Here is a 26615-nt window from a genome sequence, read left to right as displayed (position 1 = left end):
ACATTGACAACCACCCACGCACCCCACATTTCTCCCCGATGCCTAAGATCGAAATCTACACCAAAGCCTTCTGCCCCTATTGCTCGCGCGCGATGAAGTTGCTCGCCTCCAAGGGCGTCACGCCTGAGGAATATGACATCACCATGGGCGGCCCCAAGCGCGCCGAGATGCTCGAACGCGCCAACGGCAGCACCACCGTTCCGCAGATCTTTATCGATGGTCGCCATGTCGGCGGGTCGGATGATCTGGCCGCATTGGAGCGCGCCGGGGAGTTGGACGCCTTGCTCGCGGCATGAAGATCGCGCTCGCCCAGATCACCAGCGGGATCGATCCCGCCGCCAATGCCGAAACGCTCGTTGCGGCGGTGGCGGAGGCGGCACGGGGCGGCGCGACAATGCTGTTCACCCCCGAAATGTCGGGCTTGCTCGATCGGGACCGCGCGCGCGCCGCGCAGGTTTTGCGCAGCGAAGCCGAGGATGTCGTATTGGCGGCAGTGCGCGCCGCGGCGGCCGAACACGGGATCTGGGTCCATATCGGGTCGCTCGCGGTGCTCGGGGAAGGCGGGCGGCTCGCCAATCGCGCGTTCGTGATCGACGATCATGGTGAAATCCGCGCGCGCTACGACAAATTGCATCTGTTCGACGTCGATTTGCCGACCGGTGAAAGCTGGCGCGAATCCGCGAGCTATGCACCGGGCGAAGGCGCAGTGGTGGTGCAGACTCCGATCGGCGCGCTGGGGCTGTCGATTTGCTACGATCTGCGCTTTGCCGATCTGTACCGTGCGCTCAGCAATGCGGGCGCAACGCTGCTCGCGGTGCCGGCCGCCTTTACCCGTCCGACCGGCGCGGCGCACTGGCATATCCTGCTGCGCGCCCGCGCGATTGAGGCCGGCGCCTATGTCATCGCCGCCGCACAAACCGGGGTGCATGCCGATGGGCGGGCGACCTATGGCCATTCGCTGGTGATCGACCCGTGGGGCGAGATTATCCTCGATATGGGCGAGGCGGCTGGTGTGGGCTTTGCCGAGATCGATCCGGCGCGTGTCGCCGATGTTCGCGCGCGTATTCCGGTGCTGGCGCATCGCCGCGCGATCCCGGAGGTCGAATCGGCGTGATCGTGTTCGATCTGCGCTGTCGTCAGGCGCATGTGTTCGAAGCCTGGTTCGGCTCAAGCGCCGCGTTCGAGGATCAGCAAGCGCGAGGATTGCTTGCGTGCCCGATCTGCGGTGATGACGAGATCGTCAAAGCCGTTATGGCCCCCAATGTGGGCGCAAAGGGCAACAGCCGCAGCGTTCCCGCGCCAAACGTCGAGGCGGCGGCTCCTCCAGCCCTGACGCCGGAGACGATGAAGGCCGCGCTCCACGCGCTCGCCCAAGCCCAGGCCCAAGCGCTGGATAAGTCGGAATGGGTGGGGCGCGCCTTTGCCGATCGCGCACGCGCCATGCATGTCGGGGAAACCGCCGCGACGCCGATCCACGGGGAAACGACCTTGGCCGAGGCGAAGGCGCTGGTCGAGGAAGGCGTCCCGATCGCGGCTTTGCCCTTGCCGGTCGTTCCGCCCGATACGGTCAATTGATTTCATCCGCGCCGCACAGTACCACCGCGCCCGGCGCCCCCGTAGCTCAGTCGGATAGAGCGACGGTTTCCTAAACCGCAGGCCGGTGGTTCGAATCCACTCGGGGGCACCAGCCTATGCCGGTCACGCACCCCGGCTTTGCGCCAGCACCTCATAGGCCATCACTGCCGTGGCGACGGCGGCATTCAAGCTGTCGGCCTTGCCCAACATCGGGATTTTGACCAGCAGATCGCACTCGGCCGCATAGGCATCGGGCATGCCTTGCGCTTCGTTGCCGGTCAGCAGGAAGGTGGGGGCGGTGTAGCTGGCGGCGCGATAGTCGCTGTCGGTATCGAGGCTCAACCCCACCAATTGCCCGGGGCCACTGCGCAACCACTGCGTGAACGCCGCCCATTCGCACTGCACGACGGGGACGGTGAACAAAGCCCCCATGCTCGCGCGCACGGCTTCGACCGAAAAGGGATCGACGCATTCGCCGATCAGGATCAGGCCGCCTGCACCAACCGCATCGCCGGTGCGCAGGATCGTGCCGAGATTGCCGGGATCGCGCAGTCGCTCCGCCACCAGCCAGATCGCCGCGCTCGACCGATCGAGGCTCGCCAGATCGCGCGCAAATTCGGGGAAGACGCCGACCACCGCTTGCGGATTGTCCTTGCCCGACAATTTGGAGAGAATGTCGGGCACCGTTTCGATCGCTTCGCCGCCCGCCGCCTCGACGTCGGCGACCAGCGCCTGCACCAGCGGATGCGCCGCACTGTCGCGGGCGAAGAACAAATATTGCGGAATGCGTCCGGCTTCCCGCGCTTCGGTCAGAATGCGCAGGCCTTCCGCCAGGAAGAGGCCTTCCTCCCGACGATGCCGCTTTTCGCGAAGCAAGCGCACCCGCTTGATCAGCGGATTGGAATAAGCGGTAATCTCGCGCGGCATTACAGGCGCTCCGATGCGCGGAAGGGAGCTAGGCAGGGGGGATTGATATCCATGCCCGCCACATGCCCTCCGTCAGCGTTGCCCGCAAGCAGGTGCGGAGCGGCGCGGTCAATCCTCGCCGAACTTGGCCTCAACCAAATCGCACAGCGCACTCACCGCAGTCTCGGCATCCTCGCCATCGGCGGAGATGACGATCGTGTCGCCCATCGCCGCGCCCAGCATCATCAGGCCCATGATCGACGTGCCTGTGACCGACCCCGCGCCGTCCTTTTCGACCAGCACTTCGCACGGTTGCGTCGCCGCCAGCGTCACGAACTTGGCGCTCGCTCGGGCATGGAGCCCGCGCTTGTTGGTGATCAGGACGCTGCGGCTGACGGCCATCAGGCCGCCGCCTCGCCCAACACCTCGGATGCGACCGAAATATATTTACGACCAGCCTCGCGCGCGGCGGCAACCGCGTCGACCACCTTCATCGACTTGCGCGCCGATTCGAGCCGGATCAGCATTGGCAGGTTGATGCCCGCAATCACCTCGATCCGCCCGCGTTCGAGCAGCGAAATAGCGAGGTTGGAGGGCGTGCCGCCGAACAGATCGGTCAGCAGGATCACGCCGCGTCCGGCATCGACTCGAGCGATCGCGGCCGCAATATCGTCGCGGCGCGCCTCCATATCGTCGTCCGGGCCAATGGCGACGGTGGCAACACGCTCCTGCTTGCCCACGACGTGTTCCATCGCGGTCACAAATTCATCGGCCAATCGGCCATGAGTCACGAGAACAAGCCCGATCATCGCTCCGCCCAGCTCATGCAACACGCGCCCCATTATTTTGCGTCTCGTCCGGCGCGCCTTCCAGCGAGTCCTGGGGCGCAGCGTCAAGATCTCGATGGGTAACCGTGGGCGAAAATCCTTCCGCGCGCAACCGGGCACCTACCCGCTCAGTCACATGCACCGAGCGGTGCCGCCCACCGGTGCAGCCGAACGCGACCGTGACATAGGATTTTCCTTCGGCTCTGTAGCGCGGCAGCAACAGCAGCAGCAGCGACTCGATCTGCGCAACCGCCGCTTCATAAGCGGGGTCTCCCGCGACATAGGCTGCGACATCGGCGTCCAGGCCGGTGCCGGGGCGCAGATGGGGCACCCAATGCGGATTGCGTAAGAAGCGCATATCGAAAACCAGGTCCGCGTTGCGCGGCAGCCCACGGGCGAAGCCGAACGAGGTAACGGAAAGCGTGGGTTCCCCCAGTCCTTCGCCAGAAAAGGTCGTGCGGACCTGCTGTGCCAGTTCATTGGCGGTCAGCGTGGTCGTGTCGATCAGCCGGTTGGCCCATTTCCGAAGGGGGGCGAGCAATTCGCGTTCGCGCGCGATGCCGTCCGCCGCCGGTCGGTCCAGCGCCAGCGGGTGGCGCCGTCGTGTTTCCGAATAACGCCGCTCGAGTTCACCGCCAGCGCAATCCAGGAACAGCGTGCCGATATCGTGGCCGTGGACTTCCTGCAGTTGCTTGATTCGCTGGACGACGCGTTCGGGATCGAAATCGCGCGTCCGCGCGCCGATGCCGAGCGCAAGCGGCTGGGTCGATTGGTGAGCTCCTTCCGGGAGCGGGGCACCTAGCAAGCGATCCAGCAACAGGAGTGGGAAATTGTCGACGACCTCCCACCCGAGATCCTCGAGCGTTCGGAGCACCGTCGACTTGCCGGCACCCGACATGCCAGTGACGAGCAAAATGTCCTTCGGGTCACGCATTATAGGTCCTTTGTAGCGCGGTGTAGCGCTAATTCCACCTTGATTGGGGCGGATTGTTCGAAGGCTTCGAGTTTGATTTCGGGCAGGTCGACCCCCGCGATGGTCATCATCGTGCGGCGCAGCGGCATCCGTTCGACCGGACCGCCCAAATGCACGACAAGCGCGGCGGCGACATTGTCAATATGCGGGATCGCCACGATGCCGATCCCGCGAACTTCGATCTTTCCGGCAATCGTATCGGGTGCGGAGGCGAGCAATGCTCCATCCTGCACCTCAAGGATCGTGTAATCGTCACTGATCAGACATGCTCCGCGATCGACCAGCCGCAAGGCAAGGTCGGACTTGCCAGACCCGGACGGCCCCATCAGCAGCACCGCATGATTGCCGATCGCAATAGCGGTGGCATAGAGTCGGACCTGTTTCACGTCGCGTTCCTCGCCGGAAGGCGAACGACCAGTCGGGCACCTTCCGCGCCGTCGCTCCGGCTCTCGACATTGATCGTCCCCTGGTGGGCCTCGACGATCGTGCGCGCGATGGCGAGCCCCAGGCCGGAATGTTTCCCGAAGGCCTCCCCCGCCGGGCGCAGCGACTGGAATCGACGAAACACCTGTTCGCGTGCGGTTTCCGGGACGCCGGGACCTTGGTCTTCCACCGAAACCGTCAAGACGTCATGATCGCGCACCGCCGTGATTGTGATGACGCCGGCCTCGGGCGAGAAGGACACGGCATTCTCGATAAGATTCTCCAACACCCGTTCCAGCCGTCCGCCTTCCCCAAGCACGATCAACGGTTCAGCGAGCTTGTTGTCGAACCGGATCCGGATGCCGCGCTCAATCCCGCGCGCGTCCCGGCTGGCGATGAGGGCCGTGATCATTGCGCCCAGATCGACGGGCTCGAACTTCGCGCGGCTCAATTGCGCATCGAGGCGGGACGCTTCCGCGATGTCGGTGATGAGGCGATCGAGCCGCTGGACATCGTCGCGGACGATGGCGAGCAGACGCTCCTGCAACTCGGGGTCCTTGACCATCGCCATGCCCTCGACGGCGGAGCGCAATGAGGCGAGCGGGTTCTTCATCTCATGCGTGACATCGGCGGCAAAGGCCTCGATCGCATCGATCCGTGCCCGTAGAGCCAGGCTCATGTCGGAGAGTGCCCGCGCCAGCATGCCGATTTCATCGCGCCGCTCGGGCAGGCGCGGCACCACCACTTCGCGCGCGCGCCCAAGCCGCACCCGCACCGCCGCGCGCGCCAGCCGCCGCAACGGCCGCACGATCGTGCGGGCGAGGAACAAGGACAGCAACACCGACACGATCGCGACGATCAGCAACACGACGCCAAGGCGGAACCGCTCGACTCGAACGGTCTGGGTGATGTCACGCGCGTTGATCGTGCTCATCACCACGCCGCCGCCCGGAAAGGCCGAGGCCGCGGTGATGACGGGCGTGCGATCGGGCGCGCGCCATACCGTCGCGGCGACCTTGGGCTCGGCACGGGCAGTGCGAACGTCAGGCCAGGCCATTCCACTGGTCCGTTCGCGATAGAGCGGCGCGCGCGGGGCCCCGACCACGGTGTCGATCACCGCGTCCAGAAAGCGCGCCGCAGCCTGCTGCCAATCCTGTTTGTCGGGGTCTTGCAGCACGAAATTGCGCAGTCCCATCGCGCGCGTGTCGATGATGAGCTTCGCGTCCTTGTCATAGATCCGCAAGCGTGCGCCCATGTCCTGCGCCAGCTTCAGCGCAAGGTCCGGGCGCTGCTTGGGCGGGACCGCGACGATTGCTTCGGCGACCAAACGCGCCTCGCGGATCGATTGGGTGACGCGGCCGTCGACGATGCGGCTGCGGTAAGAATCGAGATAGAAGAACCCGCCAGCGAGCATCGCGAGCGCGAAGACGTTCACGAACAGAATGCGGGGTGTAAGCGAAACGCGCGCCGACCAGCGCAGCGACAGCGCGCGCGCATCCTCTTCGTCACGAGCCAGATCGATCCCGACGGCGCTATTCCTCGGAGAATCGATATCCGGCTCCATAAAGCGTCTCTATCGCGTCGAATTCGGCATCGACCTGGCGGAACTTGCGCCGTACCCGCTTGATGTGGCTGTCGATGGTGCGATCGTCGACATATATGTCGTCATGATAGGCCGCGTCCATCAACTGGTTGCGGGTTTTGACGATGCCGGGGCGTTGCGCCAGCGTTTCCAGGATCAGGAACTCGGTCACGGTCAGCGTTACGGTATCGCCGTTCCAGGTCACACGGTGCCGCGCGGTGTCCATCGCCAATCGGCCGCGCACCAGCGACGTCTCCGGAGTGGCCTCACCGTCGCCCGCGCCGCCCTGCGCCACTTCGGTGCGCCGCAGGATCGCGCGAATCCGCGCGATCAGCAGCCGCTGCGAGAACGGCTTGGCGATATAGTCGTCCGCCCCCATCGCCAGGCCAAGCGCCTCGTCGAGCTCGTCATCCTTCGATGTCAGGAAGATCACCGGCAACATGCTCTTCTCGCGCAGGCGGCGGAGCAGTTCCAATCCGTCCATGCGCGGCATCTTGATATCGAGGATCGCGATGTCGGGCGGGTTGTCGATCAGCGCCTTCAGCGCCGTCTCGCCATCCGAATAGACCCGCGTGACAAAGCCCTCGGCCTGAAGCGCGATCGAGACCGAGGTCAGGATATTGCGGTCGTCATCGACCAAAGCAATCGTTGCCGTCATCGGGCGGGGTAGATCCTTGTCATTCGCGAGTCGACGTAATCGATTACACCCGTAGCCTCAATGCACGCTGAACAGAGCGCGTTTGACCGCGGGCAAGGCCAACGATATGCGCCGATGTGCAAAAAGCATAAAATGCGAGGTCAATTGGCCCGCATGGGACATTGAGGAGACCCCACGCAATGAGCGATCGCACCCCCACCGCAGGGCTGGAGGCCCAGGGCATCGAGACCCGCGCCAATCTGCACTGGAACCTTGTTACCGCCCGCCTGATCCAGTCCGCCATCGCGCGCGGGGAGGGGAAATTGTCAGCCGACGGGCCGCTGGTGGTCGAGACCGGGGCGCATACCGGGCGGTCGGCTCAGGACAAGTTCATCGTCCGTGATGCCGAAACCGAAAGTACCGTCTGGTGGGGCAAGACCAACAAGGCGATGTCGCCCGAGCATTTCGCTGTCCTGAAGGCCGATTTCCTGTCCGCACTGCGGGACAAAGAGGACCTGTTCGTCCAGGATCTGTTCGGGGGCTCGCAGCCCGAGCACCGCGTCAACGTCCGTGTGATCAACGAGCTTGCCTGGCATAGCAGCTTTATCCGCACCATGTTGGTGCGGCCGGAAGAGTCGGAACTGCGCGGCTTCGTGCCCGATTACACGATCATCGATTTGCCGAGCTTCCGCGCCGACCCGGCGCGCCACGGCTGCCGCAGCGAAACGATCATCGCGGTTAACTTCACCGACAAGTTGATCCTGATCGGCGGCACCAAATATGCCGGCGAGATGAAGAAATCGGTGTTCAGCCTGCTCAATTACCTGCTGCCGCCGACTGGCGTGATGCCGATGCATTGCTCGGCCAATATCGGCAAGGATGGCGACACCGCCGTGTTCTTCGGCCTGTCGGGCACCGGCAAGACCACGCTAAGCGCCGACGCCAGCCGCACGCTGATCGGCGATGACGAACATGGCTGGTCAGACACCGCCGTCTTCAATTTCGAGGGCGGCTGCTATGCCAAGATGATCCGCCTGTCGGCCGATGCCGAGCCGGAAATCTTCGCGACCACCAAACGCTTTGGCACGATCCTCGAAAATGTGGTGATGGACCCGGTGACGCGCGTGCTCGATCTCGACGATGCGAGCCTCGCCGAGAACAGTCGCGGTGCCTATCCGATCGACTTCATTCCCAATGCGTCGGAACACAATATGGGGCCGGTGCCGCGCAACGTGGTGATGCTGACGGCGGACGCTTATGGCATCCTGCCGCCGATCGCCAAGCTGACGCCCGAGCAGGCGATGTATCACTTCCTGTCGGGCTATACCGCGCGCGTCGCGGGGACCGAGATCGGCGTGACCGAGCCCGATGCGACCTTCTCGACTTGCTTCGGTGCCCCCTTCATGGCGCGGCATCCCTCGGTCTACGGCAATTTGCTGAAGGAGCGGATCGCCAAAGGCGGGGTCGATTGCTGGCTGGTCAATACCGGCTGGACCGGTGGCAAATACGGCACCGGCAGCCGCATGCCGATCAAGGCGACGCGCGCTTTGCTCAACGCGGCACTCGATGGCAGCCTGAACGGCGTGGAGTTCCGCACCGATCCCAATTTCGGTTTCAAGGTGCCGGTTGCGGTGCCGGGTGTCGACAGCGCGATTCTCGATCCGCGCGAAACCTGGGCTGACAAGGCGGCCTATGACGCCACGGCGGCAAAGCTGGTTGATCTGTTCGTGGAAAACTTTGCGCAATTCGCCGATCATGTCGATGAAGGGGTCCGACAATCGGCCCCCAAGGTCCACGCTCCAGCTTGAAGGCCCGGTCGTTCGGATCGGGCGCATCCAACCGGAAAGCCCGATCCGATGACGGAACTGCCCTTTCGCCCTTTTCCCGACGATGCTGCCATTCTCCGCATTGGGCAGGGGCTGCTCGACCACAGCCTGCCGCGCGCGGAGTGGACGCATGAGGCGCATCTTGCCGCGACCACCTGGCTGGTGCGCGATCGACCCGACATTGCCATCGACGCCGAGATTGCCACGATCATCCGCAGCTACAATGTCGCGGTCGGCGGGGTGAATGACGACACGCAAGGCTATCACGACACGATTACCCGCGCTTATCTGCGCGGCGTGCAGGCGCATGTGGCGGCGCGACCATCCGGGGAATCGCTGGTCGCGTGCGTCAATGCCCTGCTCGGGTCAGCGGCCGGACGGCGCGATTGGCCGCTGCATTTTTATTCGCGCGATCGATTGTTTTCGGTCGCCGCGCGGCGCGGTTTCATCCCGCCCGATCTCGCCTCGCTGCCGGGCCCATGCTAACCTCGCGGCTCTCGGACCAGCCTGGAAAGGATGCACATATGGGATTGCTCGACGGACTGCTCGCCCAAGTCACTGAAAATGTCGACGTAAAGAACCTTGCCGCCAAGGTCGGGCTGTCGCCGGAGCAAGTCGAATCGGCGATCACCGCGCTGGGCCAGGCCCATGCCGCGCCGACCGATACGGCCACGACTGCGGCCGAGACGACCGGCCTCCCCGTAGATGTGCTGCAGCAGATCATCGGCCACATCGGTGGCGAAGGGGCGCTTGCCCAGTTCGCGACCCTGTTGGAGGGGCCGATGGGGAGCGCAGGTAAGGGCGCGCTTGGCGAACTCGAGGGGCTCGCCGCCAACTTCTTCGGCAAGAAATAAAGCGACGGGCAGCGTCAGGCGGGCTCGACCCGCAGGACGCTGCCATCCGCGCCGACGATCCGCACCGTCGTGCCCACGGCGGCATCCGGCCCAGTCGCGCTCCACGCGCCATCGCCGACGGTCACGCGACCGTCGCCATCGACGATCGCTTCACACACCACCACGCGCTTGCCGACCAACCGCGCCGCCCGATCGTTGAGGAGCGGGTCCGCCGAAGACCGGTCGGACTGGCGATACCAGCGCCACCCAAGTGCCACCAGCGCCCCGGTCACCGCCGCGAACATCAGTGCCTGGACGACAACCGGCAAGCCCGGCACGATCAGCGCGATGATGCCGACACTGGCGGCACCGGCCCCCAGGAAAATCAGGAAAAAGCCAGGTGCCACCATCTCGGCGATGACCAGCGCGAGTGCAGCCGCAAACCACAGCGCACCATCGCTCCATGCCACGCCGAACAGCATCATTGCGGCGTGTTCTCAAACGGCCCGCGCGGGCGCGGCGCAGCGGGAGTCGGCGGCGGCGTCGGACTGCCCGAAATCGCCTCGCGCGCGAGTTCGCCAATCCCGCCGAGCGTCCCCATCAACTGGGTTGCTTCGACCGGGAACAGGATCGTCTTGGCGTTGGGCGAGGTCGCGAATTTGCCGATCGCCTCGACATATTTCTGCGCGATGAAATAGTTGATCGCCTGCACGCTGCCATTTTCGATCGCATCGGACACGGCCTTGGTCGCTGCGGCTTCGGCCTGGGCGGCGCGTTCGCGCGCCTCGGCGTCGCGAAACGCGGATTCGCGGCGCCCTTCAGCCTCAAGGATTTGCGACTGCTTCTGCCCTTGTGCGCGGTTGATCGCATTTTGGCGCGCGCCCTCGGATTCGAGGATCGAGGCGCGCTTTTCGCGCTCGGCCTTCATCTGGCGTGTCATGGCGTTGACGATGTCGGCGGGCGGGCGAATGTCCTTCAGCTCGACGCGGGTGATTTTCACGCCCCAGCTCTCGGTCGCATGGTCGACCACGGTCAGCAGCCGCGTGTTGATCTCGTCACGCTTCGACAGTGTCTCGTCGAGATCCATGGATCCCATCACGGTGCGCAAATTGGTCGTCGCGAGCTGCATGATGGCGAGATACAGGTCGCTCACCTCATAGGCGGCCTTGGCGGCATCGAGCACCTGGAAGAACACGACACCGTCGACCGCGACCATCGCATTGTCCTTGGTGATGATCTCTTGCCCCGGAATATCCAGCACCTGCTCCATCATGTTCACTTTGCGACCGATCTGGTCGAACAGCGGCACGATGAAGGTGAGCCCGGGTTGCGCGACCGCGGTGAACTTGCCGAAGCGCTCGATCGTATATTGATAGCCTTGGCGCACCACCTTCATGCCGAGCATGAGATAGAGCAGCACGGCAACAACCAGCAGCCCGGCAATGACGAGTGGCATGAAACTATCCCCGGAACGGCGACCACATGGACGCGGGCGCGACGTGGTGCCGTTCTAGCAGATCGCTAGCGCTCGGGTAGGGGAATGTGGCGGTGGCGCGACACCGCCACAGGCCGTATGCACTTTGCCTGTTTCGAATGCGTGGGAACCCAGAATGATGCGCGACGCGCCGTCCGACATGCCCGATTTTCTGAAGATGCGGTCCTGGTTGTTTGCGCCAGGCGATAGCGCGCGAAAGCTGGCGAAAGCGATTGCCAGCCCGGCGGACATCGTGCTGCTCGACCTGGAAGACGCCGTGGCGACCGAGAGCAAGCCGCTCGCCCGGCAGGTGGTGCACGATTGCCTGCAGGCGAACCCGGCGGACAGGCCGCGCTTGTGGGTCCGCGTGAACCCGCTCGACGGGCCGCATACCCTGCGCGATCTCGCCGCGATCATGCCCGCACGCCCCGGCGGGATCATGCTGCCCAAGGTCTATGGGCGGCAGGATGTCGAGCGGCTCGATCATTATCTCAGCGCGTTCGAAACCGCGCAGGGCCTTGCCGAGGGATCGACGCCGGTGATCGTCTTGGTCACAGAAACCGCCGAGGCGATGTTCCATACGGGCGACTATAAGGCCGCGCCGCGCATCGTTGCGCTGAGCTGGGGCGCGGAAGATCTGGCGGATTCGATCGGGGCCGGCACCAATCGCAACGCGGATGGCAGCTATGGCTTTACCTATGAACTGGCGCGCTCGCTCTGCCTGCTGGGCGCGGCGGCGGCAGAAGTCGCGGCGATCGAGACGATCCAGGGTGACTATCGCGATCTCGACTCGCTCAAGGCACGCGCGGCCAAGGCCCGGCGCGACGGCTTTCGCGGGATGCTGGCAATCCATCCCGCACAGGTCGAGGTGATCAACGCAGCCTTCACGCCGACCGCCGAAGAGATTGCCGAAGCGCAAGCGATCGTCGATCTGTTCGCGGCGAACCCCGGTGTCGGCACCATCGGATACCAGGGCGGCATGCTCGATCGCCCGCATCTCTCCCGCGCACAGCAGCTTTTGCGGCAGGTCTGACGGCCGGATCGTCGCTTGCCCGGCAGAGGAGACTGGCCGCTCCTCTGCCGGGATTGCGCTTCGGTCGGGTTATTTTTGGATCAGCTCGACGGCAATAGCGGTGGCTTCGCCCCCGCCGATGCACAACGCTGCGACGCCCTTGTTCAGCCCGCGCCGCTTCAACGCCGCGACCAACGTCGCGATGATGCGCGCGCCGCTGGCACCGATCGGATGGCCAAGCGCGGTGGCACCGCCATTGACGTTCAGCTTCTCGCGCGGAATGGCCAGTTCGCGCATCGCGATCATCGCCACCGTCGCGAAGGCTTCATTGACCTCGAACAGATCGACATCGTCGACCGACCAGCCCGCGCGATCGAGCACCTTGCGAATTGCCGCGACTGGCGCGGTGGTGAACAAGGCGGGCGCATGGGCGTGCGCCGCCGTCGCGACGATGCGCGCTTCCTGCGGCAGCCCATGCTTCTCGGCAACGCTTGCCCGCGTCAGCACCAAAGCGGCCGCACCATCGGAAATCGAGGCGGAGGTGGCCGCAGTGATCGTGCCATCCTTGGCGAAGGCGGGGCGCAGGCCTGGGATCTTCTCCGGCTTGGCCTTGCCCGGCTGCTCGTCTTCGCTGACGACGACATCGCCGCCGCGCGCCTTGACCGTGACCGGGACCACTTCATCGGCAAAGCCGCCACCGGTGATCGCCGCATTGGCGCGGCTCAGGCTTTCAATCGCGAAAGCGTCCTGCTCGGCGCGGGTAAATTGATAGGTGCCCGCCGTGTCCTCGGCAAAGGCCCCCATCGGTTTGCCCTTGTCATAGGCATCTTCCAGACCGTCCATCATCATCGAATCGATGACGACGTCATGGCCGATGCGTGCACCCGAGCGGTGTTTGGCGAGCAGGAAGGGCGCATTGGTCATGCTCTCCATGCCGCCTGCCACCACCACATCGACGGTGCCGGCCATCAGCGCTTCGGTCGCCATGATGGTCGCCTGCATGCCCGAGCCGCACATCTTGTTGATCGTGGTCGCTTCCACCGACTGAGGCAGGCCAGCGCCGAGCGCCGCCTGGCGCGCGGGTGCCTGGCCCAGGCCTGCGGGCAAGACGCAGCCCATATAGATGCGGTCGATGCTGTTCGGATCCACCTTCGCGCGTTCAACCGCGGCCTGCACTGCCGTCGCGCCGAGTTCGACGGCGGTGACGCCCGAAAGCGCACCCTGAAAGCCGCCCATTGGCGTACGCGCGTAGCTGGCGATGATGACGGGGTCGTTGGACATCGTTCTTCCTCTCAAGCGTCGGAATGCGCGTGCTAGGAGCATTCCTGGATATCGGACATGGCCTCATAGCGTGTGCTTCGACAGACATCGTGCCAAAAATGCGCGAGCGTGTCGGCCTATGCTAAATGCGGGGGTGCCGAGCGCTATCCGATTGAGAAAGCAGGCCGCGTTATGGCTGGTGTGCGGATGCCGACATTCTCCCGCCCATGGAAGAGGCGACCATATCGTGACCTAGTGCCGCCAGACCGGTTTTACCGGAGCGGCTTATGCGGCGTGTTCATATCCCATTCCATGCACCGATCCGGCATGCGCGACGAAGGCATCAAAGAGCCTCTGCATCGCCACTTTCTTATACGGGAAGGTCGTGCCGTCATCCATGTCGTGCACGAGCATCGCGACATCGACTTCGAAGACCAGCAGCCGTCCGTCGGGCAATTCGGCGCAGTCGATTCCGAAATAATCGAGGCCGATCCGGCGCTGGAGCGCAGCGAACGCAGCGGCGTGGCGGTGGGCGAAATCGCTGTCGAAATGCTCCATCCACGCCGCTTCAATGGCGCGCTTGTCAGCGTCCTCGGCCATGCCGGCGCTCAGATAATGCACGATCCAATGGTCCGAGAGCGCCAGGTGGCTGGGATAGGCCTTGCCGCCGATGAACACCACGCGCTGCTTGCTGAACAAGCCGTCTTGTCCGCGATAGTCGATAAAGGGCGCGACGAAGAACTCAGCGCTCTCACTGCTGGCGAGATAAGCCAGCGCGGCGTCGGGCGAGTTCAGGCGATCGAGTCCCCCGCCTGCGTGCGTGCCGAGCGGACGCGCAATGATCGGAAAGGCGAGGCCCGCGACATGGTCGGCAAGTTGGGTCGCTCCCAAACCAACCGATTCGAGCACTGCTCGCTCGACCTGAGTGGTTGGCGGCACGCACAGCGATGCTTCTGACGCCAGTAGCGCGCTGACGCCATCGCGGGTCAGCCCAGCGATCGTGCGGGGGGCGGCGTTCATCACCGGGCCCGTGAGGGTCGGCAACAAGGCCGCCATGCGCGCCAACACCGGGCGATGCTCGGTGGCCTCGCCAATGGCGAGGAGCGCGACGTCATATTCGGGCAGATCGTCAAGATCGGTGGTGTCGCCATCGACATAGCGCAGCCACAGCACGGCATTGGAACCGTTCAGCAGGAAATCGACTGGCGTGTTGGCCATGAAATCGCCCGGCGTCACAAAGGCGAGCACCTTCAGGCCCGAGCCGTCGCCATGGACGACGCAATAGTCACGCTGGATCGCCACCGCCTGGTCGAGCAGCGTGCGCGCTTCCTCCGCGCGGAAATGGCAGTAGAGCATCATCGACAAGTCGATCATCGCCGCCGCGTCGCTTGCATCCGCCGTGATCCGCTCGATCGCAGTCTGCCAAAGCGCGGTCATGTCGCGCCGCTCAAACGCCATGGGCAAAAGCCGATGCATGCCCTGCGTCTCGGTGCGTGGGTTCACCACCGGGCGGCGGGGAAGGGAGATGGTGACGGACATCGATAGATCCTCAGCGCCGGGGCGAATGACGGGCACCAAAACGCAACACGCCCTCGACAAGCGCGTCGAGGTCGTCGGCGGTGGTGCGGTGATTGACGAAGGCGGCGCGGATCGCTGGCCGACCCTTGATCAGCGTGAGCGAGGGCGCGACGCGACCGGCCGCGTGCAGATCCTCGACGATCGCGCGGTTGATCACGCCGTCTCCGCCAACGCCGCCGGGCGCGTAGCCGAAGCAAACGATGTTGAGCGCGACGGGCGCAAGGAGTTCGAGGTCGGGCTCAACCGCGATCCGTTCGGCCAACGCTCGTGCGATCCGGCAGTTTTCGGCGATCGAGGCACCCAATGCCTCGGTGCCATAGGTTTTGAGCGTGAACCAGGTCTTGAGCGCGCGAAAGCTGCGTGAGAGATCGGGGCCGATATCGCAGGGCCAGTCCCCGCCCGCTGCCAGGCCGGTGTCAGCGCGGGTTAAATAGGCGGCTGGCGACGCGAAAGTGTCTTTCAGCCATGCGCCTTCGCGGACAAGTAGGAAGCCGGCATCGTAAGGGACATGGCCCCATTTGTGGAAATCGAACGCCACGCTATCGGCGCGTTCGATCCCCCGCAGCAGCGGCGCGATTTCCGGCGACAGCATGCCAAGCGCGCCGAGCGCGCCATCGATATGGAAGTGCAGGCCTTCTTCGCTGGCAAGGTCCGCCAGCGCATCCAAGTCGTCGATCGCGCCGCTATTGACCGTGCCCGCAGTGCCGATCAGCAGGAACGGCGTCAGCCCGGCGGCGCGATCCGCCCGGATGAACGCACGCAGCGCGGCCACATCGATCCGCCCTGCATCATCGGTGGCGACGCGGGTGAGCGCGTCGGAGCCAAGCCCCGCCATTTCCAGCGCGCGGGGAACGCAGCCGTGAACTTCGTTGGAAGCATAGGCAACGAGGCGCGGTGCCTTGGCCACGCCGCTTTGCCGCACAGCCATGCCGCATGTCCGCGTGCGCGCGACCAGCAGCGCGACGAAATTGGCTTGCGACGTTCCGGTCAGGAACAGGCCATCGGCGGTCTCGGGAAAGGCGAAAATTTCCCGCACCCAGTCGCGGATCTGCCGCTCGATCAGGATCGGCATGTGGTCGCGCCCGCCCAGATTGGCGTTAAGGCCGCCGCTCAGCATTTCGGCCAGCATGCCAACCGGGGTTCCGGCACCCTGCACCCATCCCATGAAACCGGAATGCAGATTGCCGCCTGCATAAGGAAGGATCGCCTCCATGAAGGTTGCGTGCACGCTCGACAGATCGGTGGGGGCTACCGGCAGTGCTTCGCGCGCCACCGCGCGGACGTGCGCGGGGGCCGGTCGCCACACCAGTTCGTCCGCGAGCCCTTCGAGATGATCGATCATGTCATCGAGCATCCGATGCCCCTGCGCGCGCAGGCTCGACCACTCTGCCGGATCGAGCGATGTCGGCGCGCGGCGCGGCGCGCGCACGGTTTGGAAACCGAGGCTCGCCGACTCCCCACAATCGGACGCGACCGGAACGGCGGGATCGAACATCACCACAGCGTCGCATCTACTGCGCCAAGTCGCGCAGCGGCGTAAGGGGACGCGGCGTCCGGGCCCGACCTTCCACAGTCGCGCCGCCAAGGCATGGTGCGCAAGATCAGCACGGCATGGTCCGGATCAGCCCTTTGCCCGTTCGGGAAAGGCGTTTGACCTCGCGATCACGCGAGAACATTGATGTCGGTCTGGCTCGATCCGTAAGCGGCGGCGGGGATGGGCTTTGGCGGTGGCGGCGCATTCGGATCGGCCGAGATGCTGGCCTGGGCGTCACGCGCTTGCTGCAACGCCTCCGCAGCTTTCTGGATTGTCGCCGTGTCGCCATTTTGTAGCGCGGTTCCCAGCGCGGCGAGCGGGCTTTTGGTCGGCGGCGTCCGGTTGGCGGTCATCCGCGCATACGCCGTTTTCGCCGCCGTGACGTCACCCGATTGGGCGGCCGTCATCATCTTCAGATAATCCTGCCTGCGTTGTCGCAATGCCGCCATTTGGTTGCTCGACGCGGCCGAAGAGGTCGGCGATGCCGACGATATCGCGCTTACGCCCGTGCAGGTGCCCATGATGCCAGACTTCCCGTTGCCAGTGCTTCGACTTCCCCATCTCCATTCTAGGAAGCAATTTGGCGGCAACGCCGAACCTGCGGAAATTTTGATCGTTACGCCTGCGCTAACCGAACAAGATACTGGATTTCAAGGATATTTATCTGCCTTCAAGGCCGTGCCGTTGGTTTGGCCGCTGCCCCAGCGTCGGCATGGCGTGCAAGGAGAGGCATGCCGCCACGCAGATCCGCCCCCCGCCGACATCCTTGGCGGATCCCAACTTGCCGAGCACCATAAAACGTGGGACCCGCCCCACAGATGGCCATCCGCCCCTTACCGTGTGTGCGTATCCCTTCGTTCCTGGTCATGCTCGGCGCGCTTCTGGTGGTCGCGTGCGTTCACCGGAAAACGCAGCCTGAGCCGGTCGACATCCTGACTGTGTTGGCTAAGCGGCTGCCGGGCGGAAACCCATCCGCCCAGCGCAAGGCGATGGTTGATACCATCCGTGCCGAGCTACGCGCCCTTGCTCCAAAGGCGGACACCCCTGCGTTTGAGACGGCTCTAAGCATCGTTAGCGTAATTCCGCGTGAAGAGTTCGTGCGTGAAGACCGTCGCAGCGCCGCCTATGTCGACCTTCCGCAGGACATCGGTTACGGTCAGACGATCTCCGATCCGTATGTCGTCGCGATCATGACGGCAGCGCTAGATTTGCCCACGGGTGCCAACGTGCTGGATGTAGGGACTGGGTCGGGGTATCAGGCGGCGGTTCTGGCACGAATTGCTAAACGTGTCTCATCGATCGAGATCGTTCCGCCTTTGGCGACATCCGCGTCGGAGCGGCTCCGCCGACTTGGCTTTGCCAATGTCGAGGTTTGCACCGGCGACGGTTTTCTTGGCTGGCCGGAGTTCGCACCGTTCGACGGCATCATCGTCGCCGCGAGCGCGTCAGAGGTTCCGGCCCCGTTGCTTGCCCAGCTCAAACCCGGCGGCAAACTTGTAATGCCGATCGGTCTAAGTGATAGCAGCACGCAATTATTACGCTTTACAAAAAATGCCGACGGAAGCGTCGCGCGCTGTTCCTTAGGGGCAGCTCTCTTTGTCCCGCTGACTGGCGCGCGCGCGCGACCGTTCGCGCGTTACGGTCTGTTTGACCGATCGATCCCACTCTGTTTCGGCGCGCCGATCGTGGGGATACTTTGAAGCTACAAATCGCGCGGACGCTGCTTTGGATTGCCTATGCCCCAGTTTCTCGCTGCTTTTCGGTACCCCGACAGACAGAACTGACTCTTTTTGGAGGTACGCAAAGCAAGTCCCTGCCAAATGGACAATCAAGAGGATCGAATAAGACAACCCGGCACAACGCCGTGGCGGAAGAGGTGGGATTCGAACCCACGGAGAGCTTGCACCCTCGCCGGTTTTCAAGACCGGTTCCTTAAACCACTCGGACACTCTTCCCATCGGACCCGCACCACCCGACAGCCGACTCTGTCGGGGCTAGCCGTGCGGCGGAACCCCCGCTTAGCGGCCACGGGACGAGATGTGCAAGGTTTGTGGTCGGCGTCCGGCCTTTTGGGGTTCATGTGGGCAAGCCGGTGTGCCAAGGTCGGACGATGCGAGGAACCAGTATTTTAGGGCGTCCCATTGGCATGGCGTTGGCCGTCCTGGCGGCGTGCTTTGCGATGATCGGGCCGGCGGCGGCGCAGGATGAAGCCGGGTTTCAGGCCTATTTACAGACGCTCCGCGCACAGGCCGCTGCGCGCGGCGTCAGCCGGGCGACGCTGGATGCGGTGATGCCGACGCTGACGCTCAACCAGCGCGTGATCGATCTGGATCGGGCGCAGCCGGGGGCCAATCCCAATGCCGGGGTTCCCAATTTCGCGCCGTATCAGGCGCAGCACCTTACCGCGGCGCTGATCGCCAATGGTCGCAACGCCTATCAAGCCGAGCGGTCGCGCTTGCAACGGATCGAGCAGCAGATCGGCGTTCCCGAGTCGATCATGGTCGCGATCTGGGGCCATGAGACGAGCTATGGTCGGGTGATGGGCGGCTTCGATCTCCCACGCGCGCTGGCGACGCTCGCTTATGAGGGGCGGCGGCGCGACCTCTTCGCAGAGGAGTTTATCGCCGCGCTGCAAATGATGGATCGCGGCGTGTCGCGCGCGCAACTCGTCGGCAGTTGGGCGGGGGCAACCGGTGGGCCGCAATTTCTGCCCTCGGTCTATTTGCGCCTCGCGCGCGACGGCGACGGCGACGGCCGGGTGGACATTTGGGCGAGCCGGGCCGACACGCTCGCCTCCATCGGTAACTATTTCGCGAATGCGGGGTGGAGACCGGGCCAACCATGGGGCCTCGCAGTCTCCGTACCTGCGACGTTCGACCGCAGCCAAGTGACCAACCGCTTGCTGTCGCCGCGCTGTCTCAAGGTGTTCGCGCGGCACAGCGCGTGGAAAACCATGGCCGAATGGCGCAGGCTGGGGCTCGTCCCGCTGACGCGCGACTGGCCGGGCGATTCGGTGCTGGCGACCTTGCTGGAGCCCGATGGTCCTGGGCGCACGGCCTATTTGCTGACGGGCAATTACCGCGTGATCCTCGATTATAATTGCTCCAATTTCTACGCTTTGTCGGTCGGCCTGCTCGCCGATGCCGTGGAGCGTTGAGATGAGCGTGCTGGTGGCGATGGTGCTGGCAAGCGGCGGCGGGGCGGCGATGCTGCCCCCTCAACACCGCGGCGCACCCAAAATTCACGAGGTCTCCTCGCCTCCCGCGATCGCCGCCGCCAGCGATTTGCCGCCGGGCGACGGGCCGCGCGGCACCTCGGGCGAAGTGCGGGACGATAGCGTCGGTTTTGCGGCGGTGTCATCGCTGCCGCTCGATCCGCAGTGGAGCGCGGTGACGATGGCGGTCGCGCATCCGAATGTCCCGCCGGGCACACCGGTCGAGATCACCGCGATCGACACTGGCCGCACGATCCTGGCGCTGGTGGTCGCGCGCGAAACCAGCGGGGCGGTGGTCTCGCTGTCGCCAGCGACCGCCCAGGCATTGGGGGTTGGCGACCGGGCCCCGGTGCGCGTGCGGGCGGTGGTGGCCAGCCCACAGGATCAGACGGCATTGCGCGCGGGGCAGGCCGCCTCTGCGCGGCTGGATGCGCCGCCGGCTTTGCTGACCGCGCTGCGTCGCAAAGTGCCGATGCAGCAAGTGGCCCCAGCGGTGCCGCGTGCGGCCCCCGCCAAAGCACCGATACCCAGAGCACCGATACCCAAAGCGCCAGCGCCCAAGCCGCTCGCCAAGCCAAAGCCGTCACCGGTTCCGTCGTCACCGGTTTCCCCAACGGCTGGCGGCTTTGTCGTGCAGGTCGCCGCTTTGTCGTCGGCGGAGCGCGCCGCTGCGATGGCGCACGCTCTGGGCGGCCATGTAGTTCCGCTCGGACGCCTTTTTCGCGTGCAATTGGGGCCCTTTGGCGACAAAGCCAGCGCACAGCGCGCGCGTGACGGGGCCGCCCGGCACGGTTATGGTGACGCGCAAATCCTCCACACCGACTAAAAAACGAGACCGGACCTGATGCTTTCCCGCCAAAAACTGATCGCCGCTTCAGCCCTCATCGCCGTCGCCGCGACCTGTCCGGCCGTGGCCGCACCCGAGTTCCAGACGCCGGCACCGGTCGCCTATCTGCAGGATCTGTCCTCCGGCGCGATCCTGTATTCGAAGGATGCCGACCGGCGGATGCCGCCCGCGTCGATGGCCAAGATGATGACGGTCTATGTCGCGTTTCAGATGATCAAATCGGGCGAGTTGAAGCTCGACACCAAATTCCCGGTGCGCCCCGAAACGTGGCGCGCGTGGCATTCGCAAGGTTCGACCATGTTCCTGTCCTCGGGCGAGGATGTCAGCGTCGAGGATCTGCTCAAGGGCATCGTCACGCTGTCCGGCAACGATGCGTGCGTCGTGCTGGCCGAGGGGATTTCGGGCACCGAATCGGCCTTTACCGAGCGGATGAATCGCGCGGCGGCCAAGCTCGGCCTCAGCAACAGCCATTTCGGCACCGCCAATGGCTGGCCCGACAATGGCGTGACGTATGTGACCGCGCGCGATCTCGCCAAGCTGGCGAGCGCGACGATCCAGGATTATCCCGATCTCTATAAGCGCTTCTACTCGCTGCGCAGCTTCACCTGGGGCAAGACGCTGGGCGGTGAAAAGCCGATCGACCAGGCCAATCGCGATCCGTTGCTGGGCCGGGTGAGCGGTGCCGACGGGCTCAAGACCGGGCACACCGATGAAGCCGGTTTCGGCTTCACCGGCTCCGCGCAGCAGAATGGCCGTCGGCTGGTGATGGTGCTGGCGGGTCTTGGCACGTCGGGCCAGCGCGCCGAGGAATCGGTCAAGTTCATGGAATGGGGTTTTCGCGCGTGGCAGGCCAAGCCGATCCTCGCCAAGGGCAAGCAGATCGAAACCGCCGAGGTGCAACTCGGCACCTCCAACAAGGTCGGGCTCGTCGCGCCGAGCGATCTCTCCGCGACCGTACCTGCGGGCACCGCAGGCGAAATGCGCCTGACGGTCAGCTATGACGGCCCGATCAAGGCTCCGATCAAGGCCGGGCAGCATATCGCCGATCTGGTGGTGGTAACGCCGGGGATGCCGGCCGAGCGGCTGCCGCTGGTCGCCGCCAATGATGTGCCGCAGGCTGGCTTTTTCGGGCGTGCCTGGGCTGGCTTGCTGAGCCTGTTCGGCGCGTGAGCCGATGACGGCGATCGGGCGCTTCATCTCGCTGGAAGGGGGCGAGGGGGCGGGCAAATCGACCCAGGCGCGCTTGCTTGCCGATGCGCTGGCGATGCGCGGGATCGAAACGCTGGTCACGCGCGAACCCGGTGGCAGCGAAGGGGCGGAGGCGATCCGCGCCTTGCTGATGCAGGGCGAGGTCGCGCGGTGGAGCCCGCATAGCGAAGCCTTGTTGTTCGCCGCCGCCCGCGCTGACCATGTCGAAAAGACGATCCGCCCGGCACTGGGGGCCGGACGCTGGGTGATTTGCGACCGCTTTCTCGACAGCAGCCGTGCCTATCAGGGCGTGGCGGGCGGGATCGACGACGCTGCCGTGCTGGCGCTCCATGCCTTCGGTTCACGCGGGTTGCTGCCGGACCGGACGCTCGTGCTGGAACTATCGCCCGAGCTTGGACGCAGACGCGCGGCGGTCCGTGACGGCGCTGCAGCGGATCGGTTCGCGGCGCGCGGCGATACGTTCCATGCCGATGTCGCGGCCGCTTTTCGCCGGTTTGCGAAGCAGGAACCGGAGCGCTTCCGCCTGGTCGGGGCGACTGCCGGGATCGACGATGTCGCGGACGCGGTGTTTGCCGCCGTGTCCGACCTGCTGCCATGACACTACCGCTCGGCAATGATGCCGCGCACCAGGCCTTCGCCGCCGCAATGGCAAGCGGATCGCTGCATCATGCGTGGCTGTTCGCGGGCCCGGAAGGTATCGGCAAGGCGACCTTCGCGCGCGCCGCAGCGCTGCGGATGCTGGCCGAAGGGGCGGGGGGCGACCTGCCGCCGGGCTTCGACGTGCCCGAGAGCAACCCGCAACGCAAATTGATCGCGGCGGGATCGCACCCCGATTACCGGGTGCTCACGCGCCAGCCGAAGGAAGGCGACAAGACCGGACTCGATCTCGCGCGCAGCATCCCGATCGCGCAGGTGCGCGCACTGGGGCCGATGTTTGCGACGCGCCCGTCGATGTCGAGCAGGCGGGTCGTCATCATCGATGCGGTCGACGATCTGGAACGGCCGGGGGCCTCCAACGCCTTGCTCAAGAATTTGGAAGAGCCGCCCGAGGGCACGATCTTCCTGCTCATCAGCCATGCGCCGGGACGTTTGCTGCCGACGATCCGGTCGCGTTGTCGGCAATTGCGTTTCGATCCGCTCGATGATGCCATCATGACGTCCGTGCTGCGCGAACAGCTTCCCTCTGCGGACCCGGCGGAAGTGGCGGCATTGATGCGCGTCGCGCACGGATCGCCCGGTCGTGCGCTCGGTTTCGCCGGATTGGACCTTGCCGCGATCGACCACGCGCTGGCGGCGATCGCGCGGGATGGCGATCCCGGCAATGGTCGTCGCGTCCGGCTGGCCAAGTCGCTGGCGCTGAAGGCCGCGCAGGCACGCTACGAGGCGTTTCTTGACCGTGCCCCCGCCTTTATCGCGGGCATGGCCCCGGAACGGCAGGGCGAACGGCTGCGCATCGCGCTCGACGGGTATGACGCCGCCCGCACGCTCGCCGCCACCGCACGCGCGCTGACGCTCGATGCGCAAGCCACCGTCTATGAGATGGCGGGGATCGTCGCGCGGCTTGCGCGTTGAAAGCGGCGCCAAGGCTTCAATTGCGGCGACCGATGCTCTAGGAGGCGGCCATGGCCGACCCTTATTATATCACCACCGCAATCAGCTATCCCAATGGACGTCCGCATATCGGGCATGCCTATGAGGCGATCGCGACCGATGCGATCGCGCGCTATCAACGCCAATTGGGCCGCGAAGTCCGCTTCCAGACCGGGACCGATGAACATGGCCTGAAAATGGTCCAGGAAGCGCGCAAGCGTGACTTGACCCCGCGTGCGCTGGCCGATGAAATGAGCGGCTATTTCAAGGCAATGGCCGAGAAACTGGAGATTTCGTGCGATCGCTTCATCCGCACCAGCGATGCCGACCATTACCGCGCCAGCCAGGCGATCTGGCAAGCGATGGAAGCCGCGGGCGACCTGTATCTCGATCGCTATGAAGGCTGGTATTCGGTTCGCGACGAAGCCTTTTACGACGAAAAGGAACTGGTCGAAGGCGAGGGCGGCGCCAAACTATCGCCGCAGGGCACGCCGGTCGAATGGACCGCCGAGGAGACGTGGTTCTTCCGCCTCTCCAAATATCAGCAGCCCTTGCTCGACCTATATGCCGCACAGCCCGATTTCATCCTGCCCGAGGCGCGCCGCAACGAGATTTTGCGCTTCGTCGAGGGTGGCCTGTCCGACCTGTCGGTGTCGCGCACCAGCTTTGACTGGGGCGTGCCGGTGCCGGGCAGCCCGGGCCATGTGATGTATGTGTGGGTCGACGCGCTGACCAATTATCTGACCGGCGTTGGCTATCCCGATGATGTCGAACTGTACGAAACCTTCTGGCCCGCGCATCTGCACGTGATCGGCAAGGATATCGTGCGTTTTCATGCGGTTTACTGGCCAGCCTTCCTGATGAGTGCGAACATTCCGCTGCCGCGCGCGGTGTTCGGCCATGGCTTTTTGCTCAACCGCGGTGAGAAGATGTCGAAGTCGGTGGGCAACGTCACCGACCCGATGGAATTGGCCGATCGCTTCGGTGTCGATGCGCTGCGCTATTTCCTGCTGCGCGAAGTGAGCTTTGGGCAGGATGGGAGTTACTCGGAAGAAGCGATCGTAACCCGTTGTAATGCAGACCTTGCCAATAACCTCGGCAATCTCGCGCAGCGCTGCCTGTCGATCATCGCCAAGGCATGCGGTGGCGTAGTGCCACCAGCGGGCGAACGCACCGAGGCCGAAGACGCGCTGCTCGCCAGCGTCGCGGCAGCCGAGGCCGGAATGCATGATGCGATGGGCGATCTCGCGTTGCATACCGCGCTCGACGCGATCTGGTCGGCAGCGCGCGATGCCAACCAATATTTCGCCGATCAGGCCCCATGGAGCGTGCGCAAGACCGATCCCGCGCGCGCCGACACCATCCTGTATCATGCCGCCGATGCGGTGCGGCGGATCGCGATTCTGGCGCGTTGGGCGATCCCCAATGGCGCGGACAAATTGCTCGATCTGCTGGGGCAGCACGGCGATGCACGCCGCTTCGAAGCGCTGGGCCACCCGCTGGCACCGGGCCTGACGCTGCCGGCACCCGTCGGTGTGTTCCCACGGCTCGAAGCGCCGGTCGAAGCCTGATGTTCGCCGACAGCCATTGCCACCTCAACTATAAGGGGCTGGGCGAGCAGCAGGATGTGATCCTCGCCCGTGCCCGAGCGCGCGGCGTCCACGCCATGCTCAACATCGCGACGCGCGAAAGCGAGTGGGACGCGGTGTTGGCGACGGCTGAGCGCGAGCCCGATGTCTGGGCGACGGTTGGCATCCACCCCAATGAAGCCGATGAGCATCCCGATATCGGCACCGCTCGGCTGGTCGAACGCGCGCAGCATCCGCGCGTCGTCGGAATCGGCGAAAGTGGGCTCGATTATTTCTACGAACATAGCGACCGTGAGCGCCAGCGCGCGAGCTTTCGCGCGCACATTGCCGCCGCGCGCGAAACGCAACTGCCGATCGTGGTGCACACGCGCGATGCCGAGGACGATACCGCCGCGATCCTGCGCGAGGAAATGGGGAAGGGGGCCTATCCCGGCGTCATCCATTGCTTCACCGCGAGCGGGGCGTTTGCCGATATCGCGCTGGAGCTTGGTTTCTATATCTCGATCTCGGGCATCGTGACCTTCAAGAACGCCAAGGATCTGCAGGACACCGCCGCACGGCTGCCGCTCGACCGGCTGCTGATCGAAACCGATGCGCCGTTCCTGGCACCGGTGCCGCATCGCGGGAAAACAGGCGAGCCGGCTTTCGTTGCCGATACTGCGGCGTTCCTGGCAAAATTGCGCGGCGAGCCGCTGGAAACGCTGGCAGCGGCGACGGCGGAGAACTTTCACGCACTGTTTACCAAGACGCGCGCATGAAGGTGCGGATCCTGGGATCGGGCACCTCGTCCGGCGTGCCGCGGATCGGCAATGACTGGGGCGCGTGCGACCCGAGCAATCCGCGCAATCGCCGGATGCGCGCGTCGATCCTGGTCGAGACGCAGACGACGCGCATTCTGGTCGATACCGGCCCCGACATGCGCGAACAGTTGCTGGCGGCGGACGTGTCGACGCTGGATGCGGTGATCTGGTCGCATGATCATGCCGATCACACGCACGGCATCGATGATCTGCGCCAGGTGTTCCATGCGATGGGGCGGCCGGTGCGCGGGCTGGCGCGGCCCGATCTGATGGAGACGTTGAAGCGGCGTTTCGGCTATGTTTTCCACGGTTGGGATGATTATCCGCCGACCGTTGCGATCGAGGCGCTGCCCGACAGCATCGTCATCGGGGACATTACGGTTGGCGTGGTTGATCAGCCGCACGGGCCGTTCCAATCGGCCGGCTTGCGCTTTGACAGCCTTGCCGGATCGATTGGATATGCGACCGATCTCAGTGCGATGACGCCGGATATGGCGAACCTGTATGAAGGTCTCGACCTGTGGATCGTCGATGCGCTACGCCGCAAGCCGCATCCGTCGCACCCGACGTTGAACATGGCGCTGGGCTGGATCGACATGCTGAAGCCGCGTCATGCGGTGCTGGCGCATATGGACCAGTCGATGGATTATGCGAGCCTGCTGGCCGAACTTCCGCCGGGCGTCGAGCCGGCCTATGACGGGTTGGAATTGCACGTATGACCGACACCAGCATGGATCTGGTGTTTTACGCGCTGGTCCTGATCCTGCCGGTCAGTGCGCTGGCAGCACGCCGCTTGCCGCTCGGCGATACGATCAAGATGGCGCTGGCTTGGGCGGCGATCTTCGGCGTGCTGTTCGTGCTGGTGGTGCTGTGGCAGGGCGCTTTCGGGGCTGGATCGGCGCTGGGGGGCCTGTTTTGATGAAACG

General features: G+C 64.8%; 31 protein-coding genes and 2 tRNA genes. 18 read left to right on the top strand and 15 right to left on the bottom strand.

Annotated features, from left to right (window positions below; all coding sequences use genetic code 11):
* The first annotated feature begins 38 nt into the window (after positions 1-38).
* The 4 genes from grxC to H4W01_RS08885 all read left to right on the top strand — a co-directional run bounded on the left by grxC (position 39) and on the right by H4W01_RS08885 (position 1687).
* Positions 39-296 carry a glutaredoxin 3 gene (gene grxC, locus H4W01_RS08900; RefSeq protein WP_209610733.1) on the top strand — a complete coding sequence of 86 codons (258 nt, stop codon included), beginning with the start codon at positions 39-41 and terminating at the stop codon, positions 294-296.
* Positions 293-1114, top strand: a complete 822-nt coding sequence (locus H4W01_RS08895) for a carbon-nitrogen hydrolase family protein (protein WP_209610732.1) — start codon at positions 293-295, stop codon at positions 1112-1114. The genes grxC and H4W01_RS08895 overlap by 4 nt, the downstream gene beginning before the upstream one ends.
* Entirely contained in the window at positions 1111-1575 is a 465-nt protein-coding gene (locus H4W01_RS08890) for a DUF1178 family protein (protein WP_209610731.1), read from the top strand. The genes H4W01_RS08895 and H4W01_RS08890 overlap by 4 nt, the downstream gene beginning before the upstream one ends.
* Before the next feature lie 35 nt (positions 1576-1610).
* Positions 1611-1687, top strand: a tRNA-Arg gene (locus tag H4W01_RS08885).
* 11 nt (positions 1688-1698) lie between these two features.
* Here H4W01_RS08885 and H4W01_RS08880 read toward each other — a convergent pair.
* The 7 genes from H4W01_RS08880 to H4W01_RS08850 form a co-directional block, all read right to left on the bottom strand.
* Positions 1699-2502 (bottom strand): TrmH family RNA methyltransferase, encoded by an 804-nt coding sequence (locus tag H4W01_RS08880; RefSeq protein ID WP_209610730.1) that lies wholly within the window; start codon positions 2500-2502, stop codon positions 1699-1701.
* A 108-nt stretch (positions 2503-2610) separates the two neighbouring features.
* The gene (locus H4W01_RS08875) at positions 2611-2883 is read right to left on the bottom strand and encodes an HPr family phosphocarrier protein (protein WP_010402802.1); all 273 of its coding nucleotides are present in this window, start codon (positions 2881-2883) and stop codon (positions 2611-2613) included.
* Complete coding sequence (locus H4W01_RS08870; RefSeq protein WP_010402800.1) at positions 2883-3290, bottom strand: PTS sugar transporter subunit IIA; 408 nt, start codon at positions 3288-3290, stop codon at positions 2883-2885. Before H4W01_RS08870 ends, H4W01_RS08875 begins: the two co-directional genes overlap by 1 nt.
* A gap of 13 nt (positions 3291-3303) precedes the next feature.
* Positions 3304-4242 carry an RNase adapter RapZ gene (gene rapZ, locus H4W01_RS08865; protein WP_209610729.1) on the bottom strand — a complete coding sequence of 313 codons (939 nt, stop codon included), beginning with the start codon at positions 4240-4242 and terminating at the stop codon, positions 3304-3306.
* Complete coding sequence (locus tag H4W01_RS08860; RefSeq protein ID WP_209610728.1) at positions 4242-4667, bottom strand: HPr kinase/phosphorylase; 426 nt, start codon at positions 4665-4667, stop codon at positions 4242-4244. The genes rapZ and H4W01_RS08860 overlap by 1 nt, the downstream gene beginning before the upstream one ends.
* Positions 4664-6268, bottom strand: coding sequence for a sensor histidine kinase (locus H4W01_RS08855; RefSeq protein ID WP_209610727.1), 1605 nt, complete (start codon positions 6266-6268; stop codon positions 4664-4666). Before H4W01_RS08855 ends, H4W01_RS08860 begins: the two co-directional genes overlap by 4 nt.
* The gene (locus H4W01_RS08850) at positions 6237-6944 is read right to left on the bottom strand and encodes a response regulator (protein ID WP_209610726.1); all 708 of its coding nucleotides are present in this window, start codon (positions 6942-6944) and stop codon (positions 6237-6239) included. The genes H4W01_RS08855 and H4W01_RS08850 overlap by 32 nt, the downstream gene beginning before the upstream one ends.
* Positions 6945-7123: 179 nt before the next feature.
* Here H4W01_RS08850 and H4W01_RS08845 point away from each other — a divergent pair, with 179 nt between their 5' ends.
* Genes H4W01_RS08845 through H4W01_RS08835 form a run of 3 tightly spaced genes read left to right on the top strand, consistent with a single transcriptional unit; the run spans position 7124 to position 9603 of the window.
* On the top strand, positions 7124-8731 hold the full coding sequence (locus H4W01_RS08845) for a phosphoenolpyruvate carboxykinase (protein ID WP_209610725.1): 1608 nt from the start codon (positions 7124-7126) through the stop codon (positions 8729-8731).
* Positions 8732-8779: 48 nt separating this feature from the next.
* Entirely contained in the window at positions 8780-9235 is a 456-nt protein-coding gene (locus H4W01_RS08840) for a hypothetical protein (RefSeq protein ID WP_209610724.1), read from the top strand.
* Between the two features lie 38 nt (positions 9236-9273).
* On the top strand, positions 9274-9603 hold the full coding sequence (locus H4W01_RS08835; RefSeq protein WP_010402791.1) for a hypothetical protein: 330 nt from the start codon (positions 9274-9276) through the stop codon (positions 9601-9603).
* Positions 9604-9617: 14 nt separating this feature from the next.
* Here the strand turns inward: H4W01_RS08835 and H4W01_RS08830 are convergent, their stop codons facing one another.
* Complete coding sequence (locus H4W01_RS08830; RefSeq protein ID WP_209610723.1) at positions 9618-10067, bottom strand: NfeD family protein; 450 nt, start codon at positions 10065-10067, stop codon at positions 9618-9620.
* The gene (locus tag H4W01_RS08825; protein ID WP_209610722.1) at positions 10064-11038 is read right to left on the bottom strand and encodes an SPFH domain-containing protein; all 975 of its coding nucleotides are present in this window, start codon (positions 11036-11038) and stop codon (positions 10064-10066) included. The genes H4W01_RS08830 and H4W01_RS08825 overlap by 4 nt, the downstream gene beginning before the upstream one ends.
* A 154-nt stretch (positions 11039-11192) precedes the next feature.
* Here H4W01_RS08825 and H4W01_RS08820 point away from each other — a divergent pair, with 154 nt between their 5' ends.
* Positions 11193-12089: an HpcH/HpaI aldolase/citrate lyase family protein gene (locus H4W01_RS08820; protein ID WP_435804037.1), complete on the top strand. Its 897-nt coding sequence runs from the start codon at positions 11193-11195 to the stop codon at positions 12087-12089.
* 69 nt (positions 12090-12158) lie between these two features.
* On the opposite strand, the gene H4W01_RS08815 is transcribed toward H4W01_RS08820, so the two are convergent.
* The 5 genes from H4W01_RS08815 to H4W01_RS08795 form a co-directional block, all read right to left on the bottom strand.
* Positions 12159-13349, bottom strand: a complete 1191-nt coding sequence (locus H4W01_RS08815) for an acetyl-CoA C-acyltransferase (RefSeq protein ID WP_209610721.1) — start codon at positions 13347-13349, stop codon at positions 12159-12161.
* 264 nt (positions 13350-13613) lie between these two features.
* Positions 13614-14867, bottom strand: coding sequence for an ATP-grasp domain-containing protein (locus tag H4W01_RS08810; RefSeq protein ID WP_334685211.1), 1254 nt, complete (start codon positions 14865-14867; stop codon positions 13614-13616).
* 10 nt (positions 14868-14877) lie between these two features.
* Complete coding sequence (locus H4W01_RS08805; RefSeq protein ID WP_334685424.1) at positions 14878-16401, bottom strand: pyridoxal phosphate-dependent decarboxylase family protein; 1524 nt, start codon at positions 16399-16401, stop codon at positions 14878-14880.
* Positions 16402-16568: 167 nt separating this feature from the next.
* Positions 16569-16850 carry a hypothetical protein gene (locus tag H4W01_RS08800; protein WP_209610719.1) on the bottom strand — a complete coding sequence of 94 codons (282 nt, stop codon included), beginning with the start codon at positions 16848-16850 and terminating at the stop codon, positions 16569-16571.
* Positions 16825-17001 carry a hypothetical protein gene (locus tag H4W01_RS08795; RefSeq protein ID WP_209610718.1) on the bottom strand — a complete coding sequence of 59 codons (177 nt, stop codon included), beginning with the start codon at positions 16999-17001 and terminating at the stop codon, positions 16825-16827. Before H4W01_RS08795 ends, H4W01_RS08800 begins: the two co-directional genes overlap by 26 nt.
* A gap of 257 nt (positions 17002-17258) precedes the next feature.
* Between H4W01_RS08795 and H4W01_RS08790 the strand changes: the two genes are divergently transcribed.
* On the top strand, positions 17259-18140 hold the full coding sequence (locus H4W01_RS08790) for a protein-L-isoaspartate(D-aspartate) O-methyltransferase (RefSeq protein WP_209610717.1): 882 nt from the start codon (positions 17259-17261) through the stop codon (positions 18138-18140).
* A 165-nt stretch (positions 18141-18305) separates the two neighbouring features.
* On the opposite strand, the gene H4W01_RS08785 is transcribed toward H4W01_RS08790, so the two are convergent.
* A tRNA-Ser gene (locus H4W01_RS08785) sits at positions 18306-18395 on the bottom strand.
* Between the two features lie 191 nt (positions 18396-18586).
* Between H4W01_RS08785 and H4W01_RS08780 the strand changes: the two genes are divergently transcribed.
* From H4W01_RS08780 to H4W01_RS08740, 9 genes are read left to right on the top strand one after another with little or no spacing between them, the layout of a single operon-like run.
* Positions 18587-19597, top strand: coding sequence for a lytic murein transglycosylase (locus H4W01_RS08780; RefSeq protein ID WP_209610716.1), 1011 nt, complete (start codon positions 18587-18589; stop codon positions 19595-19597).
* A gap of 1 nt (position 19598) precedes the next feature.
* The gene (locus H4W01_RS08775; protein WP_209610715.1) at positions 19599-20480 is read left to right on the top strand and encodes an SPOR domain-containing protein; all 882 of its coding nucleotides are present in this window, start codon (positions 19599-19601) and stop codon (positions 20478-20480) included.
* 18 nt (positions 20481-20498) lie between these two features.
* The gene (locus H4W01_RS08770; RefSeq protein ID WP_209610714.1) at positions 20499-21671 is read left to right on the top strand and encodes a D-alanyl-D-alanine carboxypeptidase family protein; all 1173 of its coding nucleotides are present in this window, start codon (positions 20499-20501) and stop codon (positions 21669-21671) included.
* A gap of 4 nt (positions 21672-21675) precedes the next feature.
* The gene (gene tmk, locus H4W01_RS08765) at positions 21676-22308 is read left to right on the top strand and encodes a dTMP kinase (protein WP_209610713.1); all 633 of its coding nucleotides are present in this window, start codon (positions 21676-21678) and stop codon (positions 22306-22308) included.
* Positions 22305-23282 carry a DNA polymerase III subunit delta' gene (locus tag H4W01_RS08760; protein ID WP_209610712.1) on the top strand — a complete coding sequence of 326 codons (978 nt, stop codon included), beginning with the start codon at positions 22305-22307 and terminating at the stop codon, positions 23280-23282. The genes tmk and H4W01_RS08760 overlap by 4 nt, the downstream gene beginning before the upstream one ends.
* A 50-nt stretch (positions 23283-23332) precedes the next feature.
* Positions 23333-24871: a methionine--tRNA ligase gene (gene metG / locus H4W01_RS08755; RefSeq protein WP_209610711.1), complete on the top strand. Its 1539-nt coding sequence runs from the start codon at positions 23333-23335 to the stop codon at positions 24869-24871.
* Positions 24871-25647: a TatD family hydrolase gene (locus tag H4W01_RS08750; protein ID WP_209610710.1), complete on the top strand. Its 777-nt coding sequence runs from the start codon at positions 24871-24873 to the stop codon at positions 25645-25647. Before metG ends, H4W01_RS08750 begins: the two co-directional genes overlap by 1 nt.
* Complete coding sequence (locus H4W01_RS08745) at positions 25644-26408, top strand: MBL fold metallo-hydrolase (protein ID WP_209610709.1); 765 nt, start codon at positions 25644-25646, stop codon at positions 26406-26408. Before H4W01_RS08750 ends, H4W01_RS08745 begins: the two co-directional genes overlap by 4 nt.
* On the top strand, positions 26405-26608 hold the full coding sequence (locus H4W01_RS08740; RefSeq protein ID WP_209610708.1) for a hypothetical protein: 204 nt from the start codon (positions 26405-26407) through the stop codon (positions 26606-26608). Before H4W01_RS08745 ends, H4W01_RS08740 begins: the two co-directional genes overlap by 4 nt.
* Positions 26609-26615 lie beyond the last annotated feature (7 nt).

The sequence above is a fragment of the Sphingomonas sp. PL20 genome, assembly GCF_017875905.1.
GTDB classification, from domain to species: Bacteria; Pseudomonadota; Alphaproteobacteria; order Sphingomonadales; family Sphingomonadaceae; genus Sphingomonas; species Sphingomonas echinoides.
Note: the sequence above shows the minus strand (reverse complement) of the source record. Positions and strands in the feature narration are given on the sequence as shown.

What these genes read in the sequence shown, in the direction of transcription:
- H4W01_RS08840 (WP_209610724.1), top strand. Translation starts at nt 8,780, where the DNA reads ATGACGGAACTGCCCTTTCGCCCTTTTCCCGACGATGCTGCCATTCTC.
- H4W01_RS08835 (WP_010402791.1), top strand. Translation starts at nt 9,274, where the DNA reads ATGGGATTGCTCGACGGACTGCTCGCCCAAGTCACTGAAAATGTCGAC.
- H4W01_RS08740 (WP_209610708.1), top strand. Translation starts at nt 26,405, where the DNA reads ATGACCGACACCAGCATGGATCTGGTGTTTTACGCGCTGGTCCTGATC.
- H4W01_RS08800 (WP_209610719.1), bottom strand. Translation starts at nt 16,850, where the DNA reads ATGATGACGGCCGCCCAATCGGGTGACGTCACGGCGGCGAAAACGGCG.
- H4W01_RS08895 (WP_209610732.1), top strand. Translation starts at nt 293, where the DNA reads ATGAAGATCGCGCTCGCCCAGATCACCAGCGGGATCGATCCCGCCGCC.
- rapZ (WP_209610729.1), bottom strand. Translation starts at nt 4,242, where the DNA reads ATGCGTGACCCGAAGGACATTTTGCTCGTCACTGGCATGTCGGGTGCC.
- H4W01_RS08745 (WP_209610709.1), top strand. Translation starts at nt 25,644, where the DNA reads ATGAAGGTGCGGATCCTGGGATCGGGCACCTCGTCCGGCGTGCCGCGG.
- tmk (WP_209610713.1), top strand. Translation starts at nt 21,676, where the DNA reads ATGACGGCGATCGGGCGCTTCATCTCGCTGGAAGGGGGCGAGGGGGCG.
- H4W01_RS08870 (WP_010402800.1), bottom strand. Translation starts at nt 3,290, where the DNA reads ATGATCGGGCTTGTTCTCGTGACTCATGGCCGATTGGCCGATGAATTT.
- H4W01_RS08820 (WP_435804037.1), top strand. Translation starts at nt 11,193, where the DNA reads ATGATGCGCGACGCGCCGTCCGACATGCCCGATTTTCTGAAGATGCGG.
- H4W01_RS08815 (WP_209610721.1), bottom strand. Translation starts at nt 13,349, where the DNA reads ATGTCCAACGACCCCGTCATCATCGCCAGCTACGCGCGTACGCCAATG.
- H4W01_RS08825 (WP_209610722.1), bottom strand. Translation starts at nt 11,038, where the DNA reads ATGCCACTCGTCATTGCCGGGCTGCTGGTTGTTGCCGTGCTGCTCTAT.
- H4W01_RS08875 (WP_010402802.1), bottom strand. Translation starts at nt 2,883, where the DNA reads ATGGCCGTCAGCCGCAGCGTCCTGATCACCAACAAGCGCGGGCTCCAT.
- metG (WP_209610711.1), top strand. Translation starts at nt 23,333, where the DNA reads ATGGCCGACCCTTATTATATCACCACCGCAATCAGCTATCCCAATGGA.
- H4W01_RS08850 (WP_209610726.1), bottom strand. Translation starts at nt 6,944, where the DNA reads ATGACGGCAACGATTGCTTTGGTCGATGACGACCGCAATATCCTGACC.
- H4W01_RS08790 (WP_209610717.1), top strand. Translation starts at nt 17,259, where the DNA reads ATGGCCATCCGCCCCTTACCGTGTGTGCGTATCCCTTCGTTCCTGGTC.
- H4W01_RS08880 (WP_209610730.1), bottom strand. Translation starts at nt 2,502, where the DNA reads ATGCCGCGCGAGATTACCGCTTATTCCAATCCGCTGATCAAGCGGGTG.
- H4W01_RS08760 (WP_209610712.1), top strand. Translation starts at nt 22,305, where the DNA reads ATGACACTACCGCTCGGCAATGATGCCGCGCACCAGGCCTTCGCCGCC.
- H4W01_RS08770 (WP_209610714.1), top strand. Translation starts at nt 20,499, where the DNA reads ATGCTTTCCCGCCAAAAACTGATCGCCGCTTCAGCCCTCATCGCCGTC.
- H4W01_RS08780 (WP_209610716.1), top strand. Translation starts at nt 18,587, where the DNA reads ATGGCGTTGGCCGTCCTGGCGGCGTGCTTTGCGATGATCGGGCCGGCG.
- H4W01_RS08810 (WP_334685211.1), bottom strand. Translation starts at nt 14,867, where the DNA reads ATGTCCGTCACCATCTCCCTTCCCCGCCGCCCGGTGGTGAACCCACGC.
- H4W01_RS08750 (WP_209610710.1), top strand. Translation starts at nt 24,871, where the DNA reads ATGTTCGCCGACAGCCATTGCCACCTCAACTATAAGGGGCTGGGCGAG.
- H4W01_RS08805 (WP_334685424.1), bottom strand. Translation starts at nt 16,401, where the DNA reads ATGTTCGATCCCGCCGTTCCGGTCGCGTCCGATTGTGGGGAGTCGGCG.
- H4W01_RS08845 (WP_209610725.1), top strand. Translation starts at nt 7,124, where the DNA reads ATGAGCGATCGCACCCCCACCGCAGGGCTGGAGGCCCAGGGCATCGAG.
- grxC (WP_209610733.1), top strand. Translation starts at nt 39, where the DNA reads ATGCCTAAGATCGAAATCTACACCAAAGCCTTCTGCCCCTATTGCTCG.
- H4W01_RS08775 (WP_209610715.1), top strand. Translation starts at nt 19,599, where the DNA reads ATGAGCGTGCTGGTGGCGATGGTGCTGGCAAGCGGCGGCGGGGCGGCG.
- H4W01_RS08855 (WP_209610727.1), bottom strand. Translation starts at nt 6,268, where the DNA reads ATGGAGCCGGATATCGATTCTCCGAGGAATAGCGCCGTCGGGATCGAT.
- H4W01_RS08830 (WP_209610723.1), bottom strand. Translation starts at nt 10,067, where the DNA reads ATGATGCTGTTCGGCGTGGCATGGAGCGATGGTGCGCTGTGGTTTGCG.
- H4W01_RS08795 (WP_209610718.1), bottom strand. Translation starts at nt 17,001, where the DNA reads ATGGGGAAGTCGAAGCACTGGCAACGGGAAGTCTGGCATCATGGGCAC.